This is a genomic window from Paenibacillus sp. JNUCC32 (assembly GCF_014863545.1).
Lineage (GTDB): Bacteria > Bacillota > Bacilli > Paenibacillales > Paenibacillaceae > Paenibacillus_AQ > Paenibacillus_AQ lautus_A.
On sequence record NZ_CP062260.1, the window covers coordinates 5,622,936 to 5,638,089 of the forward strand.

Annotated in this window: 13 protein-coding genes; all 13 read right to left on the reverse strand. The window is 53.8% G+C overall.

Annotated elements, in window-relative coordinates; genetic code table 11:
- Positions 1–43 precede the first annotated feature (43 nt).
- Complete coding sequence (gene spoIIE / locus JNUCC32_RS24835) at positions 44–2,554, reverse strand: stage II sporulation protein E (RefSeq protein ID WP_192570140.1); 2,511 nt, start codon at positions 2,552–2,554, stop codon at positions 44–46.
- A 345-nt stretch (positions 2,555–2,899) separates the two neighbouring features.
- On the reverse strand, positions 2,900–3,388 hold the full coding sequence (locus tag JNUCC32_RS24840; RefSeq protein WP_009591896.1) for a S1 domain-containing RNA-binding protein: 489 nt from the start codon (positions 3,386–3,388) through the stop codon (positions 2,900–2,902).
- A 114-nt stretch (positions 3,389–3,502) separates the two neighbouring features.
- On the reverse strand, positions 3,503–3,853 hold the full coding sequence (locus JNUCC32_RS24845) for an FtsB family cell division protein (RefSeq protein WP_009591911.1): 351 nt from the start codon (positions 3,851–3,853) through the stop codon (positions 3,503–3,505).
- Positions 3,854–3,864: 11 nt separating this feature from the next.
- Positions 3,865–4,434 (reverse strand): spore cortex biosynthesis protein YabQ, encoded by a 570-nt coding sequence (gene yabQ, locus JNUCC32_RS24850; protein ID WP_192570141.1) that lies wholly within the window; start codon positions 4,432–4,434, stop codon positions 3,865–3,867.
- A complete protein-coding gene (yabP, locus tag JNUCC32_RS24855; RefSeq protein WP_009591926.1) occupies positions 4,431–4,712 on the reverse strand; it encodes a sporulation protein YabP in 282 nt (93 codons plus the stop codon). The genes yabQ and yabP overlap by 4 nt, the downstream gene beginning before the upstream one ends.
- 219 nt (positions 4,713–4,931) lie before the next feature.
- Complete coding sequence (locus JNUCC32_RS24860) at positions 4,932–5,210, reverse strand: RNA-binding S4 domain-containing protein (RefSeq protein ID WP_009591909.1); 279 nt, start codon at positions 5,208–5,210, stop codon at positions 4,932–4,934.
- Positions 5,210–5,482: an HU family DNA-binding protein gene (locus tag JNUCC32_RS24865; protein WP_009591918.1), complete on the reverse strand. Its 273-nt coding sequence runs from the start codon at positions 5,480–5,482 to the stop codon at positions 5,210–5,212. Before JNUCC32_RS24865 ends, JNUCC32_RS24860 begins: the two co-directional genes overlap by 1 nt.
- Positions 5,483–5,648: 166 nt before the next feature.
- Complete coding sequence (mazG, locus tag JNUCC32_RS24870; RefSeq protein WP_192570142.1) at positions 5,649–7,166, reverse strand: bifunctional methyltransferase/pyrophosphohydrolase YabN; 1,518 nt, start codon at positions 7,164–7,166, stop codon at positions 5,649–5,651.
- Between the two features lie 94 nt (positions 7,167–7,260).
- On the reverse strand, positions 7,261–8,940 hold the full coding sequence (locus JNUCC32_RS24875) for a putative polysaccharide biosynthesis protein (RefSeq protein WP_192570143.1): 1,680 nt from the start codon (positions 8,938–8,940) through the stop codon (positions 7,261–7,263).
- Positions 8,941–9,138: 198 nt separating this feature from the next.
- Positions 9,139–9,681 carry a stage V sporulation protein T gene (spoVT, locus tag JNUCC32_RS24880; RefSeq protein ID WP_009591908.1) on the reverse strand — a complete coding sequence of 181 codons (543 nt, stop codon included), beginning with the start codon at positions 9,679–9,681 and terminating at the stop codon, positions 9,139–9,141.
- Between the two features lie 326 nt (positions 9,682–10,007).
- The gene (locus JNUCC32_RS24885; RefSeq protein WP_192570144.1) at positions 10,008–11,093 is read right to left on the reverse strand and encodes a peptidylprolyl isomerase; all 1,086 of its coding nucleotides are present in this window, start codon (positions 11,091–11,093) and stop codon (positions 10,008–10,010) included.
- Positions 11,077–14,604, reverse strand: coding sequence for a transcription-repair coupling factor (mfd, locus tag JNUCC32_RS24890; RefSeq protein ID WP_096777321.1), 3,528 nt, complete (start codon positions 14,602–14,604; stop codon positions 11,077–11,079). The genes JNUCC32_RS24885 and mfd overlap by 17 nt, the downstream gene beginning before the upstream one ends.
- A 185-nt stretch (positions 14,605–14,789) precedes the next feature.
- Positions 14,790–15,020 (reverse strand): anti-sigma-F factor Fin family protein, encoded by a 231-nt coding sequence (locus JNUCC32_RS24895; protein WP_009591947.1) that lies wholly within the window; start codon positions 15,018–15,020, stop codon positions 14,790–14,792.
- Positions 15,021–15,154 lie beyond the last annotated feature (134 nt).

A 15,154-nucleotide genomic window follows, 5' to 3' on the forward strand; every position in this document is an offset into this window, starting at 1 on the left:
GGCCTCCATTTCCCGGGTAATCGCTTTGTTATATTGTAAATCCTCAGCTAACCGTTCGAGGCCGCTCCATGCGGGCGAATCCCGGAACATGCACATTCGACCATTCCGGATGGAAGTGATCCACGCGCCCGACCACCACCGTCATATCATCATGGATTTGATTCTGTTGATAGCGGATCACCTTCTCAAGCAGACAATCGGCTATTTCCTGCGGGTCTTCACTGTTCACTTCCTGGATCATTCGTTTCATCCATAACTCCTTGTTCACCGCGTAACCCGGCGCATCATAAATGCCGTCCGTCATCATAATGAGAACATCGCCCGCCTGCAGCTGCAGGGATACCAAATCCACCTCGATATCCTGGATAATGCCGATGGGAAGATTGCTGGCCGAGACCGGTATGACATCATTGCCCCTTTTGATAAAGCTTGGCGTCGAGCCGATCTTCATAAAAGTGGTCTGAGCCGTGTATTGATCGATGAGAGCCATATCGACGGTAGCATAGATTTCATCCGGCGAGCGCAGCATCAGGATCGAGTTGACCGATTTAATCGCCAGCTTCTCATCCATGCCGGATTGTAGCAGCTGCTCTAATATATTCAGGGCCGAGCTGCTCTCGAGCCTTGCCCTTTCCCCGTTCCCCATTCCATCGCTGAGCGCTACCGCAAACGTGCCGTTGCCCAGCTCAACCGTGCTGAAACTATCCCCTGATAAAATATCTCCTCCCTTGGCCGCTGCCGCTACGCCCGTCATAATTTCAAATGTTTTGGCCGAACCGAAACGCACCGTCGCCAATCCGTCCCTTGGATGGGTCAGGGTTTCTTCCATCACGGCGATATGCTCCCCGAGAATGTCGGACAGCAGCGGTCCGATAATCTTCCTGCATTCGTCATATCCGCGGGTATACGCATGGACGATCTCAATCTCGACCTGACCCGAATCCAGGCTAATAATATCGATGCCTTGAATCGATAACCCCAACTGCTGCAGCGCTTCCCTGATCTGCTCCTCCTGAATGTGCATCGTCTGGCTTTCCCGTTTAATCTCCCGAGCCAAATCCTCCATGACCTGCGACACGCCGGATAATTGTTCCGCTACCAGATGGCGGCTATCGTATATTTGGCGTTTCCACTGCATATCATGTTGGTAAAGATGATACTGCTGCTTCAGGATGCCGAGCACCTCCTCCTTCTTGGCGCAGATCCGGCTCCACTCCGGCGGCAGATCGTCTGCTTCCATCTCGGGATTCTCCTCGATCGAGGTCATCATATCGGTCATATATTTATAAGTCTGGTAGAATTTCATGTCCCAGCACTGATTCCGTTTATAGCAGGTGGCGCAGCTTCCCTCCGCCACGGCATTCATGAAATGATTCATCTCCTCCGCCTGTTTGCCTGGAGGCTGTATGACCCCTGACGTTTGTCCGAAACTTTGCGAGAGCTGGCGGAACACCTTGGAGAATTGGGTCACGCGATCGGCTGTGAGGTCCCGGACCCGCTTGGCATACTCATGCTGAGAACGGGTATGATCCTGCGTCCCCGGCACATATCTGCCGATGGCCTGCATCACGCTTTTCGGTGTAATGAGGAACAGCACGATGGCCGCGCAGGTTTCCCATGTGGAGATCATGACTTCTCCGGGATTGCTGAAATAGATGGAAAGAATGGTTGCCCCGAGCAGCATGCCCAGCGAAACGCCGCCCTTCTTCCCTTCCTTCAGCATACCGGCGAGCATCCCGGAAAAGGCGAGCAGGCTCATCTGCGAGAAGGCCGATATATTGGCCAAACTGAGGATCAGGCCCGTCACTACGCCAACCGAGGCGCCCAGCGGCGCACCCCCTACCAACGCAAACAGCAGAATCAGATACCGGGATAAGACATGCTCCACCGACAGGGATTGAACGGTCCAGCCGACGGCACCTGTCATGACCGACGCCAGCAGAATGATGATGCATAGAATTTCTTCATTACGAAGAACATGCGTTTTTTTACGAAGCGTCAGCACCGGAATCGCCTGGATAAAGACCAGCGTCAATACGAAACTGAGTACGGCATTCAAGGTGAGCATCATCATGGAGTACCAGGTAATGCTTGGTCCGATGAGGACGCTGAACAGGTTCACAAAGAAGGTGGAGACAAATACCATCAAAGGTGCATAAGACAATTCCGCCCGATCATACGTCTCCAATCCCCGCATCATAAAATAAAAGATCAAAATCTCTGCCGGCACCATCCATGCCACCGGAAAGGAAGCAAATAAACTTCCTGCAACGATCGCTGCGCCTACCGGCAGCAAAACATCGCGTCGCATAAAGGCGATGACTGCGAAATAGGCGACGGCAAATGGAGAAAGTTCCCCCAGAATCATAGCTCGTCCGAGCAGAAAACCCATGAAGGTTAGCAGGATCATCCACTTCTTTGCGGCCAGGAAGTGGATGGGACGCTGCAGGAAAGGCAGCTGCCCTAACCGTTCCGCCACGCGGGCACGAATGGAACCCGCTTCCCCTTTAACTGCCTCAGTACCCGGAAACATCACCAGATTTCTTTTATCCATTACGCTGGCACCCCATTCTTCACGAATTTGTTGGTCCCATTATAAAACCCCCGTTTCGGAAAGTTTGTCAGAACACCGGACAAGCCCCAAAGAAATTTCCGACAAAATCAACGTGCCCTGCGAACGTTCGGGAAACGACCGCTCATCCCCCGCGCCCAGCCGGGTTTCCGCAGGTCTAGCCTGGGGCGTTCGGGCGGACCATTTCCCGAATTGAGGCGGCCACCCTGCGTTCATTCCGCAGATTGGCGCCGTAAAATGCGTAGGAACCTGTCGTACCCTTGGATGCAACGACAAAAAAACCGCAGAAGGCAATTTCCCTCTGCGGTCAGTTTATATTTTATCGAATTACATACGTTTGGCTCCGCGTCCGCCGCGTTTGCCTTCCGTATTCTTCTTGAGCGAAGAGATTCGTTCTTCACTGTCTTTCAGGAAGCGTGACATTTTATCCTCAAATGAAGGCTTGTTGGCCGCAGGCTTAAACGGGCGTCCACCGCGTTCGCGGTTGAATCCTCCTCCACCGCCACCTCCGAATCGTTCTCCGCCGCCTCCACTGCGTTCCGGTCTCGGTGCGCGGGGTGGACGACTTTCGGAAGCCGGCTTGTCGACAGCCTGCTTGATCGAAAGACCGATCTTGCCGTCCTTGTCGACATTAATCACCTTCACGGTAACGACATCGTTGATCTTCAAATGATCGTTGACATCCTTAACGTAGTTGTCGGCGATTTCCGAGATGTGAACGAGACCCGTGACACCTCCTGACAGATCCACAAATGCTCCAAAATGCGTTATGCCTGTCACCTTGCCCTCTAACTTGGTGCCCACTTCAATTGCCATAGAATAAAATGATCCTCCCTTAAAAATATACAGTCCGATTTAGAAATCGCGCTGCGGTGATTTGATTATACGATAATGACCTAAACAAGGTCAACAGACGTCTGTCATGCCTAATTACGGCGATTCGCCCGAATTTTGGGGCTGAATGATCGGCGTTTCATTCGGCAGATACAATCCGAACTTCTTGCGGGCAATCTGCCCGATATATTCTGGGTCCTTCAATCGCTCCACTTCGTGAGTAATCTGGATGAGCGACTGTTCAACGGACTTATAATCCTCTTGCTTCTGAGCTAGCGCTTCGTTCTGATTACGGATGCGGTCATTCTGGGACCAGAGCGTTGATCCTGCCCAGATCAAAAACAGCGCCATCATCGCCACAAACATTCTCTTACGCCGGCGGGCGCCTTTGTTCTTTGTCTTGGTTTGTTGGGGAGCCTGCTTCGATGGATCAGCAAATCTTCCCATGACCATACCTCCTAAAACCAGCGCTTCCACGCCTTGATAACCTTGTCCGCTAATTGCCTGCTCCATGCCGGCAGCCTGACCCTGGACGTGATCGGTCTCAGCGTCCATTTCAGGAGTCGCCAAAAAGGCATGAGGCATTTAAGGATTAAACGCAACAGCGACAGGAGAAACTTCCATAGAAACCTTAACAGCCCTAAGCCCAGCATCAGGATTCCTTTGATCGGATTCCATAATAGCATACGGAACAGCTTGTACAAAAAGGACAGCAAGCCTTTTGTCACTTGAATTAACATTACCACAAAACGCTGGGTTATGACACTCCATAATAAAAAATAGATCCAAACCCCTATAAATAGCCCCACAAACACATAAAAGCGTAGCTGCCCGTCATTGGTCATGTATAACATGCGAAAAATGAAGAAGGCTGCCGCAATCCAGTAAAGGAAGTCCAGGGCATGCTTGGACCATTGCGGGAAACGGAGCTGCCCTGCCAGCACCCGGTAGCTGTCGAAGGCGACTCCCATCGCTGCTCCGGAGAAGAGCATCCAGAGCAGCGTGATCCATTGTACGCTGGGATTCATTTAAACAGCTTGCCCAGCAGACTCTTGTTCTTGGTCTGCGAACCGGGATTCAAATATATCAGGGAGTGCACCTGACCTTCAATCGACAAAAGCCCCTCTTCCAGGCTGAGATTTTTAATATGTAAATTTTGCCCCCGAATGGTCAGATGCCCAAGCTCGGTCTGAAGCAGGAATTCTTCGCTGTCAAAGCTCTCCACGTTTTGGACACCCGTAATGTCCAGCAGCTTCCGGTTCTGCATCCGCAGATCATGAAACTTGCCCTTCCCTTGGTCGATCATGGCATGTACCCCTCCTTTTAACAATAGCTTATGGGGAGGTGCCTGTCTTTAGAACCGGAAGCGGCGCACACCTTCATGAAAGATCGGAAAGCAGCCGGGATGCTACATAAACGAACGGGAGCCCGGATCTCCCGTACATATATACACGCCAGGATGAAAACAGAAACGTCCCCCCCACCTTATGGTGAGAGGGACGTTTCATGGAACGGCTCGGGCTGTTTACCAGTCCAATCCGCGATCTTTAACGATCGGTTCTTCCTTGACCAAGGTATAGAGGCTGGTCGCCTCATCTTTACGGGTTGTCTCGGTAAGACGCTCGACCCGGACGGTCACCAGCTTCTGGCCAAACTGGACGGTGATCTCATCGCCCACTTTAACCGTGCTGCTCGGCTTGGCCTCGCGGCCGTTGATCAGCACCCGGCCTTGATCCGATACATCTTTCGCTACGGTACGCCGCTTGATTAACCTCGATACTTTCAGGAATTTATCGACGCGCATTATTTTACAGCTTCTTTAAGCTTGTTGCCTGCCTTGAACGCAGGAACGTTGGATTCTGGAATTTCGATCGTGTTGCCTGTTTGCGGGTTGCGGCCTGTGCGTCCAGCGCGCTTGCGAGTTTCGAATGTACCGAAGCCGATCAATTGAACTTTATCGCCATTAGCCAAAGCTTCCGTGATTTCGCCAAGGAAGCCGTTCAGGACGTTCTCTACGTCTTTTTTAGTCAATCCACTTTTACCGGAAATGTTGTTGATCAGATCTGTTTTGTTCATGAATTAAATCCTCCCAATTATCAGAAAAATATAAGATTTACGGTTATTCGGTTATACCGCCTTGCACTCTGCAAGATTTCACCATTAATGATTATTCTGGATGCCTTGCGGAATTCCTGCCGCATATCCCTATTTTTTTATTTTTTACGTGAAAAGATGCGTTTTTTCACTCTTCGATACCGCCGTGATGCGCCGATCCCGTTTTGGCGGACTGCCACAGGGCTTCCATCTCGTCCAAGGTGCTTTCCTGCAGGGTTTTGCCCTGGGCGGCAAGCTGCTCCTCTATGTAGCTGAAGCGACGGATAAACTTCCGGTTCGTTCTCGAAAGCGCCTCTTCCGGATCCGCGCCGATGAATCTTGCCGCATTGGAAACCGCGAACAACAGGTCACCGAGCTCGAGCGCCGTTTCCTCGTCGGATTGACCCTCCGTCACCGCTTGTCGCAGTTCACCGAGCTCTTCCTCAATCTTCTGGAATACGCCGTCGATGTTATCCCAATCGAAGCCCACCTTGGACGCCTTCTTCTGGAGCTTGTACGCCTTCATCAAGGCGGGAAGGTCCCGCGGGATGCCGTCCAGCGCCGAAGCCTTCTCCGGGGAGAGCCCCTTGCGCCGTTTCTCTTCCGCCTTCATCTGCTCCCAGTTCTGCAGGGCGGATTCCGCGTCTTTGGCGCTGCTCTCGCCAAAAACATGCGGGTGACGGAAGATCAGCTTGTCATTCAGGGCTTGAATGACGTCGTACACCGTGAAGGTGCCCAGCTCTTCTTCCATCTGGGAATGCAGCATAATCTGCAGGAGCAGGTCGCCGAGTTCCTCCTGCATATGCTCGGGGTCATCCTCGTCAATCGTCTCCAATACCTCGTAGGTTTCTTCGATCAGATTTTTGCGGATGGATTCGTGGGTCTGCTCACGGTCCCACGGACAGCCTTCGGGACTGCGGAGAATGCCAACGATCTCATGAAGCCTCGCAAACGTCCGCTGCCTTAGATTACTGTCATCGCTTCGGGGTACATAGATCAGCGACAAATTGCCGTAGCCGTCGATGCGATCGAGCTCGTAGAGCGGCACTTGCTGGATCGCTTCCTCGCCCTCAACGCCCAGCGCATGGCCGACAATGACCGGATAATCGTCCGGATACAGCTCCATCAGCGCCAGTTTCACTTCCGAAGCCGTAAACATGTCATACACCTGGCCGATCAGGGTATGCAGCTGCGGCTGGATGACGCTTGCCCGAAGCTCAGCGGCATCGAGCAGCTGGAAGCCCTCAATGGGATCGAAACCAAGGCGGACGAAGGCCTCGTCCAGAAAGCTCTCGCCGCCGAGCACCGTAAGCGTCACATTCTCTCCGGGGCAGCGCTCGCGCAATAGCCGGACCGTTGCCTCCGCTACCATCGGATGCCCGGGTACCGCGTAGACGATCTCGCGCTCGTCGTCCTTCGCGGCTTTGGCCAAGTTGATTAGAGCGGCCGCAATGGATTCGTACACCTCGGGAAAGGTGTCGTGCGCTTCATACACATGGTCAAACGATTCCGGCTGTACCTGGAACTCTTTCAACGCAGCCATGACGGGATGGGATAATGTGCGCACATACACCTTCGATGCCCGCTGCATGGTTTTGATGATGCCTATCGTCAATCGATCCGGATTGCCAGAACCCAAGCCGACCACCGTAATGGATGCACTCATAAGCTACTTCCTTTCGTCTTCGTCCGCCTTTGTCGACGTCGTTATCGTACACTACTATATCACAGAAGATCAAACATCTGCACGTCTGCCCGGTTCAGCGCAGCACGCGCAGGGCCCGCAAGAAGGCTGCCAGCGGTCTTCCGACCTTCGGCAGCATCCGAAGCTCCTCCTCGGTGAGGAGCTTCGTGAGCGCGGCGCCGATGAGGAAGGCGCCGCAGCCGGCCGCGACGCCGCTCAGGCTCGCGACCGCGTGGGTCAGGCGACCCGGAGCTACGCCGGCCGCCCCCAGAAGGCCGCCGGACGCGGCACCTGCGCCCCATGCGGCCAGCGCCACCGCAGCGAGGACCGGCAGCGTCCTCGCGAGCATCCCGCCGGCGTCAAGACGGGCGCCGGCCCTTCGCGAGAGCAGCGCGAGGTTGAGCGCGGCGGCGGTCAGATGCGCTGCCACGCCGGCGATGGCCGCGCCGGTAATGCCGAACTGCGGCACCAGCAGCAGGTTGAGCAGCAGTTTCAGACCTGCCGCAGCCAGCAGGTGAATCGCCGGCCCCTTGACCATGCCGATGCCCTGGAGCAGCGCTGCCGTAATCGTGCTCAGCGTCCCCCCGGCCGCTGTAAAGGCAATCACCTGCATCGTGCCCGTACCTGCGGCATCCTCATACAGCATGATATTGATCGGCTCAGCGAGCACAGCCAGGCCTACGGAGGCAGTCATGCCGATCAGCCAGAACCAGCGAAGGGCCATGCGGCTTTGGCTTGCGACCCGGTCCGATTCTCCCTTGAACTTGGCTTCCGCCAACGCAGGGATGAACAGCACCGACAAGGAAGCGGCCAGCATCGTAACCAGCTGGACCAGCGGCAGGCCGCGGTTATAGACCCCAAACTCCGCCATGGCCAGCGATTCGCCAAGTCCGCCGGACGCCAATAGCCGGGGCACGGTGAAGGTGTCCACCAGTCCGATCAGCGGAACCGCCAGCAGACTAAGGCAGACCGGGATGCCATAAGCGAGCAGGCGGCCAAGCAGAACACCTGCTCCCTCTTTAGTTACATCGGCACGCATCTCCGTTTTGTTCATACCGGACTCTCCGAATTCGTGCCTTGCTGTTCCCCGCGAAGCGCTCCGAGATGCCCGGATATGCTTGCGCCAGTAGATCCCCATCACCAAAAGCCCGGCGGCACCGCCGGCAGCAGATCCAAGCAGCGCCCCCGCCGCAATCACGTCGGCATCGGCGCCGACACGGATCAGGTAGAGCAGCAGCACGATCATGACCCCGACGCGGACCATCTGCTCCGTAATCTGGGAGATGGCCGTCGGCACCATATTATGCAGCCCCTGAAAGTAACCGCGCAGAACCGACATCCAGGGCACGAAGGCCAGCGCCAAAGCTCCTGCGCGGAGAGCCGGTATTACCTGGCTGCTGCCGATCCACTTCCCGATCCACGGAGCGCAGGCGTACATCAGGAAACCGAGAACCAGACCGAACAGCACCAGCGCGGCGGAGGACAAGCGCAGCAGCCGATGACCGTCCCGAGTGCGCCCTTCCGCCTCATACTCTGCCACATACTTGGATACGGCCGCGGGAAAGCCGATCGCCGCGATCGTAATGATCATCATATAGAACGGATAAACCGTGTTGTAGATGCCAAAGACGGCATCGCCGCCCATGTTTTGCAGCGGTATTTTTTGCAGCGTGCCAATCAGCTTGGACAGAATGGCGGCTGCGCTGAGGATAAACGCTCCCTGCAGCAGCCTTGCCCCGGTTTGATCTGGTTTCATATCCTCTTCCAATCCCCTAGTCTCTTCTTTCGCATCGCAAGCCGATCCTCATGCAGACGCTGCCATGCGTACCTCCATTATAACCAAGGGTGGGAGAGTGGCACAAAAATCGACCGGACAAACAAAAACTCCCGGCTGCCGATTGACCCTGTGATCAACGTTCAGCGGGAGTCTCCATCCAAGGAACGATGTCCTCGTCTACTGTTCCATTTGCTTGCCGAGGAAACCTGCGGCAGTTTCAGCCATTTTCACTTCCATCTCGCCCATGTTCACGGATTCGTCCTTGTTCAGCAGCACGACGCTGCCAATCGGGTCTCCTCCTGCAATGATAGGCGCGGCGACAAAAGCGGACAACGCTTCCGGATTGTCTTTGCTGATCTCATACGTACCGTTGTTGCTTTCCAGTACCGTCTTGCGATTTTCCATGCAGTTTTCCAGAAGGTTGCCGATCGGCTTGTCCAAATACTCCTTCTTGGAGCCGCCTGCAACGGCGATAAACGTATCACGGTCCGATATGATCGTGATGTGGCCTGTACTCTCATAAAGGGACTCTGCATATTCCTTCGCAAAATCGCCCAATTCACCGATCGGTGAATATTTCTTCAGAATGACTTCGCCATCCCGGTCCACGAAGATTTCGAGCGGGTCGCCTTCGCGAATCCGCAGTGTGCGTCTAATTTCTTTTGGAATGACCACGCGCCCGAGGTCATCAATACGGCGGACGATACCAGTAGCTTTCATGTCACTTGTTGCCCCACTTTCATAAGAAGATTTTTCAACTACTGTTCCATTCGGGAAGAGGATGTCCCCAGGTATATAAGAGTTAATGTCTGACCATAGTATTCATCCATTCCCAATTCCTTATACATCATCTACCCTCTGTTGGTTGCGAAATCCAAAAATAAATCTCGTCAGGAGCGACTTCACCGCCCGGGGGGAGAAAAAATCCATAACGCGCGCATCGCACGTTATGGATTCAAAGGATCACGCCATTTCATCATCACGCTGGCCGTCGATTTGGCATCACTCGCAGCACAATATCCTTGTGCCGATGCCGGGCCACGGGTTTATTTACCCGTATCTTCCTTGCCTGCATCCGGTGTTTGGTCGCCCTCTGCCGGTTTGTCGGTCGTGCCGTCCGTCTTCTGGTCGCCCGTGCCTTCGGCAGGCTTGTCCGCATTCTCGCTCTTCGGAAGGTTCATGCTCTCAATCAGGTTGTTGAGTTCATTCTGCATAAAGTTGTCGATCTTCGCCGAAGCCAGTTCGCTACGAATGCCTTCCTTCTGATCGGCTGGAAGCTTGTCATACGTCACTTCCTCGCGCTTCTCCACTTTCATGACATGGTAGCCGTAATCGGTTTCTACCGGATCGCTGATTTTGTTCAGTTCCAGCGTTAGGGCCTTTTCCTTAAATTGAGGCACCCAGCTGCCTGCCGGCTTGTTCTCATACAGGCCTCCGCTGTCCTTGGAGCCCGGGTCCTGGGAATATTCCTTCGCCAAAGCAGCAAAATCCTCCCCTTTATTCAGCTTGGACTGTACTTCCTTGGCAATTTTGAGCGCCTCGCCCTCCGGTCTCTCCTTGCCTTCGGCATCTTGAAAAGCAATCAGGACATGACGAACGCTAATGTTGGTATAGTCCTTCTTGTTCGCATCGAATTCCTTCTTGATATCCTCTTCGGTTACCTGATTCTTCTCATGCTCCATGACGGTCATGACGCGAAGCATATAATTCTTCAGGTCGTCCTCCGTCAATTTTTGGGATTCCAGGGCGGATTTAAACTGTTCCTCGCCCATTCCGGCTTTTTGCTGCTTTAACAAATCATCCGTTTGCTTCTCGGCAGCTTCCTTGGCTTTATCGTCAGCTTTGGCGTACAGGTATTCATACGCTACTCCCTGTTTCGCCAAATACTCCTTAAATTCATCCATTTGCAAAAATTGGGCATATTCCGGGGACATGAACTGAATCATGCGCTGTTCCAGGTCAAATTCCTTCTCGGTAATTTCTCCACCCTTATATTTGACAATGACTTTGCTGTTATCTTCTTCGGCACCTTTAGTCTTGTCGTTTCCGCACGCAGCGATCATCGACATGGATAGTACAGCTGTGATCGATACAATAAACGTCTTCCATGCCTTATTATTTCTTGACGGCATTTTGTAGTTCTCCCTTCAGGTTGAATGGCCCTTGTGCAGCCTCCAGGAATTGCTCAAGCAATTCTAACAGTTGTTGATCGGATAGTCCCTTGCCTTTGATTCGAATGGCCATCGCCGGCCCTTGTTCAAATTGTACACGTCTTTCGAACTGATTTCCAATTTGCGCAAGCCCTGCGGTGTCCACCGCTTTATCCTGCCCTTCATAAAACTGCAGGAGAACGTCGTCCCCGCGCTGGGTAATGGAATCGATCCCGTACGTACGGCCATATACCTTCAAACGGGATACGGCAAGCAGGTTGCTTACCGCCAGCGGCAGCTCGCCAAAGCGGTCAAGCAGCTCGTCCTCAAGCTCAGCCGATTCGTCGATCGAGGAAACGACGGCCACTTTTTTATAAATTTCGATCTTCTGAATGCTGTCATAGATGTAATCGGACGGCAGGTAAGCGTCAATCCCCAAATCGATGGACGTGTTCCAGTCCTTCGACGGCAATGACGGCTCGCCCAGCATGCTGACTTTGCGTTTCTGAATCTCCTCTGCCAGCATCTGTGAATACAGGTCAAACCCGACCGAAGCGATGAAGCCATGCTGCTCCGCCCCGAGCAAGTTGCCCGCTCCGCGGATCGACAAGTCCCGCATCGCAATCTTGAATCCGGAGCCCAGCTCCGTAAACTCTTTAATCGACTGCAGCCGCTTCTCGGCTACTTCGGTCAGCACCTTATCCCGCTGGTACGTGAAATAGGCATACGCGATCCGGTTGGAACGTCCGACGCGCCCACGCAGCTGGTACAGCTGGGAGAGGCCCATTTTGTCGGCGTCGTGCACGATAAGCGTGTTGACATTCGGAATGTCGACACCCGTCTCGATAATGCTTGTGCTCACCAATACGTCGTATTCGCCGTCCAGGAAATCGAGAATGGTCTTCTCCAGCTCCGTTTCCGACATTTGGCCATGCCCTACGCCTACGCGGGCCTCCGGCACCAGCATCGATATCTGGGCTGCCATCTCTTGGATCCCTTGAACCCGATTGTAGAGATAGTATACCTGGCCACCTCGGGCCAGCTCCCGTTCAATGGCTTCCCGCACCAAGGTCTGGCTATGCTCCACGACATACGTCTGCACCGGAAAACGGTTCTCCGGCGGCGTCTCGATCACGGACAAGTCCCGAACGCCGAGCATCGACATATGCAGCGTGCGCGGAATCGGCGTTGCCGTCAGCGTCAGCACGTCGACATTGGTCTTCAGCTTTTTCAATTTTTCCTTATGCGTAACGCCAAAGCGCTGCTCCTCATCCACGATCAGCAGCCCCAGGTCCTTGAACACAATATCCTGAGACAGGAGTCGGTGTGTGCCGATCAGAATATCGACCGAGCCCTGCTTCACTTTTTTGATCGTCTCATTCTGTTCCTTCCGGCTGCGGAAACGGCTCAACACCTGGATATTGATCGGGTAATTGGCGAAGCGCTCCCGGAACGTCTCGTAATGCTGCTGGGCCAAAATTGTGGTCGGTACCAGTACCGCAACCTGCTTGCCTTCGATCGCCGCCTTGAATGCAGCGCGAACCGCCACTTCCGTTTTCCCGTAACCGACGTCACCGCATAAGAGCCGGTCCATCGGCCGGTTCTGCTCCATGTCTTTTTTGATTTCGGTAATGGCCCGAAGCTGATCGGGGGTTTCATCATAAGGGAACATGTCCTCGAATTCCTGCTGTTCGGACGTATCCTTCTCAAATCCGTACCCCGGCGCAGACTGACGCTCGGCATACAGCTTGATCAGATCGTCGGCGATATCCTGAACGGAGGAACGAACCTTGTTCTTGACCCGCGTCCATTCATTTCCGCCCAGCTTGTAAACCTTCGGCTCCTTATCCTCGGAACCTACATATTTCTGGATGAGATCGATCTGTTCGATCGGAACGGATAGCTTATCGCCCCCAGCATAGAGAATATGCATGTAGTCCTTATGGATTCCGTTGATTTCGAGCGTCCCGATCCCCATATATTTCCCGATGCCGTGGTTTTGATGCACTACATAATCGCCGACCTTGAGCTCCGTATAACTCTTGATGCGCTCGGCGTTGTCCATATTCTTCGTGGTTTTGCGTGTTTTTCGCTGCTTTGAGGAGAACATCTCGCTCTCCGTAATAATGGCCGCGTGAACCGAGGGCATCTCGAAGCCGTTCTGGAGATGGCCTTCCAGCATAACCGGTTCTTCGATGCCGTAGTCCTGCAGAACCCGCCGCATCCGGTCCATCCGCTCCGCATCGCCGGCAAGCATCATGACCTGGACGCCTGACTTCTTCCAGCGTTCCATCTCGGCCTTGAGCACGTTCATCTGGCCATGGAAATCCTGCATGCCGCGCGTAATGACATTGACGATATTCTGCGGCTGCATTCTCGGCACCTGGCGCAGGAAGATGGAGATCATCAGACTCTGGTAAGGATGCTGATAAATCAGCTCCTCCGTATCCAGGGACAACGGCAGATCCGGCAGCGATTTGCCGTTTTGCATCAGATGCAAATTCCATTCCGCTTCATCCCGCTCCAACTGCTTGGCTGTTTCCAGCAGACGGGCAGGCTCATCCATGATCAGAATCGTATCCTTCGGCATGTAATCGTACAAATTGGTCTTCTCCGGATACAACAAGGAGATATATTTATAGATTTCAGGGAAGTAGATCCGCTCGCGCAGCATTTCGACTTCCCGGTGTATTTCATCCCGCAGGCGGAGCTTGGCCTGACGGTCGCTCATGCGTTCAAGCTGCGCCTCCAGCAGGCGGACCACCGTATCCGCCGTGCGACTGAGCCGCTCCGCATCCGCAATGATTTCCTTGCACGGTGTGATCATGACCTCCCGGACCTTATCGATAGAGCGCTGATCCGTCGGATCAAAGGTTCGGATCGAGTCGATATCCTCATCAAACAGCTCGACACGGTACGCCATGGCCGTTGTCATCGGGTAGAAGTCGATGATCCCCCCGCGGACGCTCATCTCGCCGCGGCGCTCTACCCGTTCCACGCGTTCGTACCCCATCTCGATCATCCGGTTGAGGAAGGCGTCCAACACGAGGGTCCCGCCGTCGTGAAGCACGATTCGGGCATCGGACATCACCTCGGGAGCGGGGAGAAGGCGGCGCACGCCGGAAAATGGCGCAACGACAATACCCCGGAAGCCTCTTGCACAACGGACGAGCACATCGATCCGCTGCGCCAGAGTCTCGGGGCTTGAAACGGCCGACTCCGCCGCCACCAGTTCATTCGCAGGGTATAACAGCACTTGATCCGATGACAGCGCTTCCTGTAAATCATCTGCGATTTTCTGGGCTGAAAACATATTATGAGTGACCACGAGCAGCGGGCGCTGCTGGTCCTGGTGCAGGGCAGCCATTAAGATCTGCCTGGACGACCCGGAAAGACCGGAGATCAATTGCTCCCTCATGCCGGCATGAACGCCAGACGTTATGGATTTGAAGTCCGAATCCTTCGAAAATACATCAATAAGTGCTTGTAACAAAAGGGGCACCTCTCTTATGCAAAAGAAATGAATTTCCTAGACTCTATTTCTCATGGAATTTTAGACGATTGCCGAAAAATTATAACCGAAAAGAAGCCTTGAGCAAAACTGCCAAGGCTAAAGCAGCGGCAGGCTCTGCCGCTGTATGTCATCTACGAAAAAACGTCGTGTACCCCATTATACTCTCATTGCAGGGGGTTTGCCAAAAGGCTGAGTTCCGGATGGGCCTCGAGCGCTTCCCTGCAATGATCGCAGGTTACCCGAACCATCACTTCTCCGTTAAAATCATACGCTATTATATCCCTGCGTTCCTCAGGGGTCAAGGAATCAAATCCGAGACGGGCTTCGGATACATCATGGGAATCGATGCGGCCCTGGAACGCTCGACAATGTCTGCAAACATAGGTTATCGCCATCATATGCCTCCTGAAGGTCGTATATTACCTTCAGTATGTCCGGATTTCCCTTGTTTAAGACCCGGATGTCCCCATTATCGAATGCCTCGGAGTCATCTTACCGGGATACTTCATCTATGTTCCTCATCTATGTT

What these genes read in the sequence shown, in the direction of transcription:
- spoIIE (WP_192570140.1), bottom strand. Translation starts at nt 2,554, where the DNA reads ATGGATAAAAGAAATCTGGTGATGTTTCCGGGTACTGAGGCAGTTAAA.
- JNUCC32_RS24840 (WP_009591896.1), bottom strand. Translation starts at nt 3,388, where the DNA reads ATGGCAATTGAAGTGGGCACCAAGTTAGAGGGCAAGGTGACAGGCATA.
- JNUCC32_RS24845 (WP_009591911.1), bottom strand. Translation starts at nt 3,853, where the DNA reads ATGGGAAGATTTGCTGATCCATCGAAGCAGGCTCCCCAACAAACCAAG.
- yabQ (WP_192570141.1), bottom strand. Translation starts at nt 4,434, where the DNA reads ATGAATCCCAGCGTACAATGGATCACGCTGCTCTGGATGCTCTTCTCC.
- yabP (WP_009591926.1), bottom strand. Translation starts at nt 4,712, where the DNA reads ATGATCGACCAAGGGAAGGGCAAGTTTCATGATCTGCGGATGCAGAAC.
- JNUCC32_RS24860 (WP_009591909.1), bottom strand. Translation starts at nt 5,210, where the DNA reads ATGCGCGTCGATAAATTCCTGAAAGTATCGAGGTTAATCAAGCGGCGT.
- JNUCC32_RS24865 (WP_009591918.1), bottom strand. Translation starts at nt 5,482, where the DNA reads ATGAACAAAACAGATCTGATCAACAACATTTCCGGTAAAAGTGGATTG.
- mazG (WP_192570142.1), bottom strand. Translation starts at nt 7,166, where the DNA reads ATGAGTGCATCCATTACGGTGGTCGGCTTGGGTTCTGGCAATCCGGAT.
- JNUCC32_RS24875 (WP_192570143.1), bottom strand. Translation starts at nt 8,940, where the DNA reads ATGAAACCAGATCAAACCGGGGCAAGGCTGCTGCAGGGAGCGTTTATC.
- spoVT (WP_009591908.1), bottom strand. Translation starts at nt 9,681, where the DNA reads ATGAAAGCTACTGGTATCGTCCGCCGTATTGATGACCTCGGGCGCGTG.
- JNUCC32_RS24885 (WP_192570144.1), bottom strand. Translation starts at nt 11,093, where the DNA reads ATGCCGTCAAGAAATAATAAGGCATGGAAGACGTTTATTGTATCGATC.
- JNUCC32_RS24895 (WP_009591947.1), bottom strand. Translation starts at nt 15,020, where the DNA reads ATGGCGATAACCTATGTTTGCAGACATTGTCGAGCGTTCCAGGGCCGC.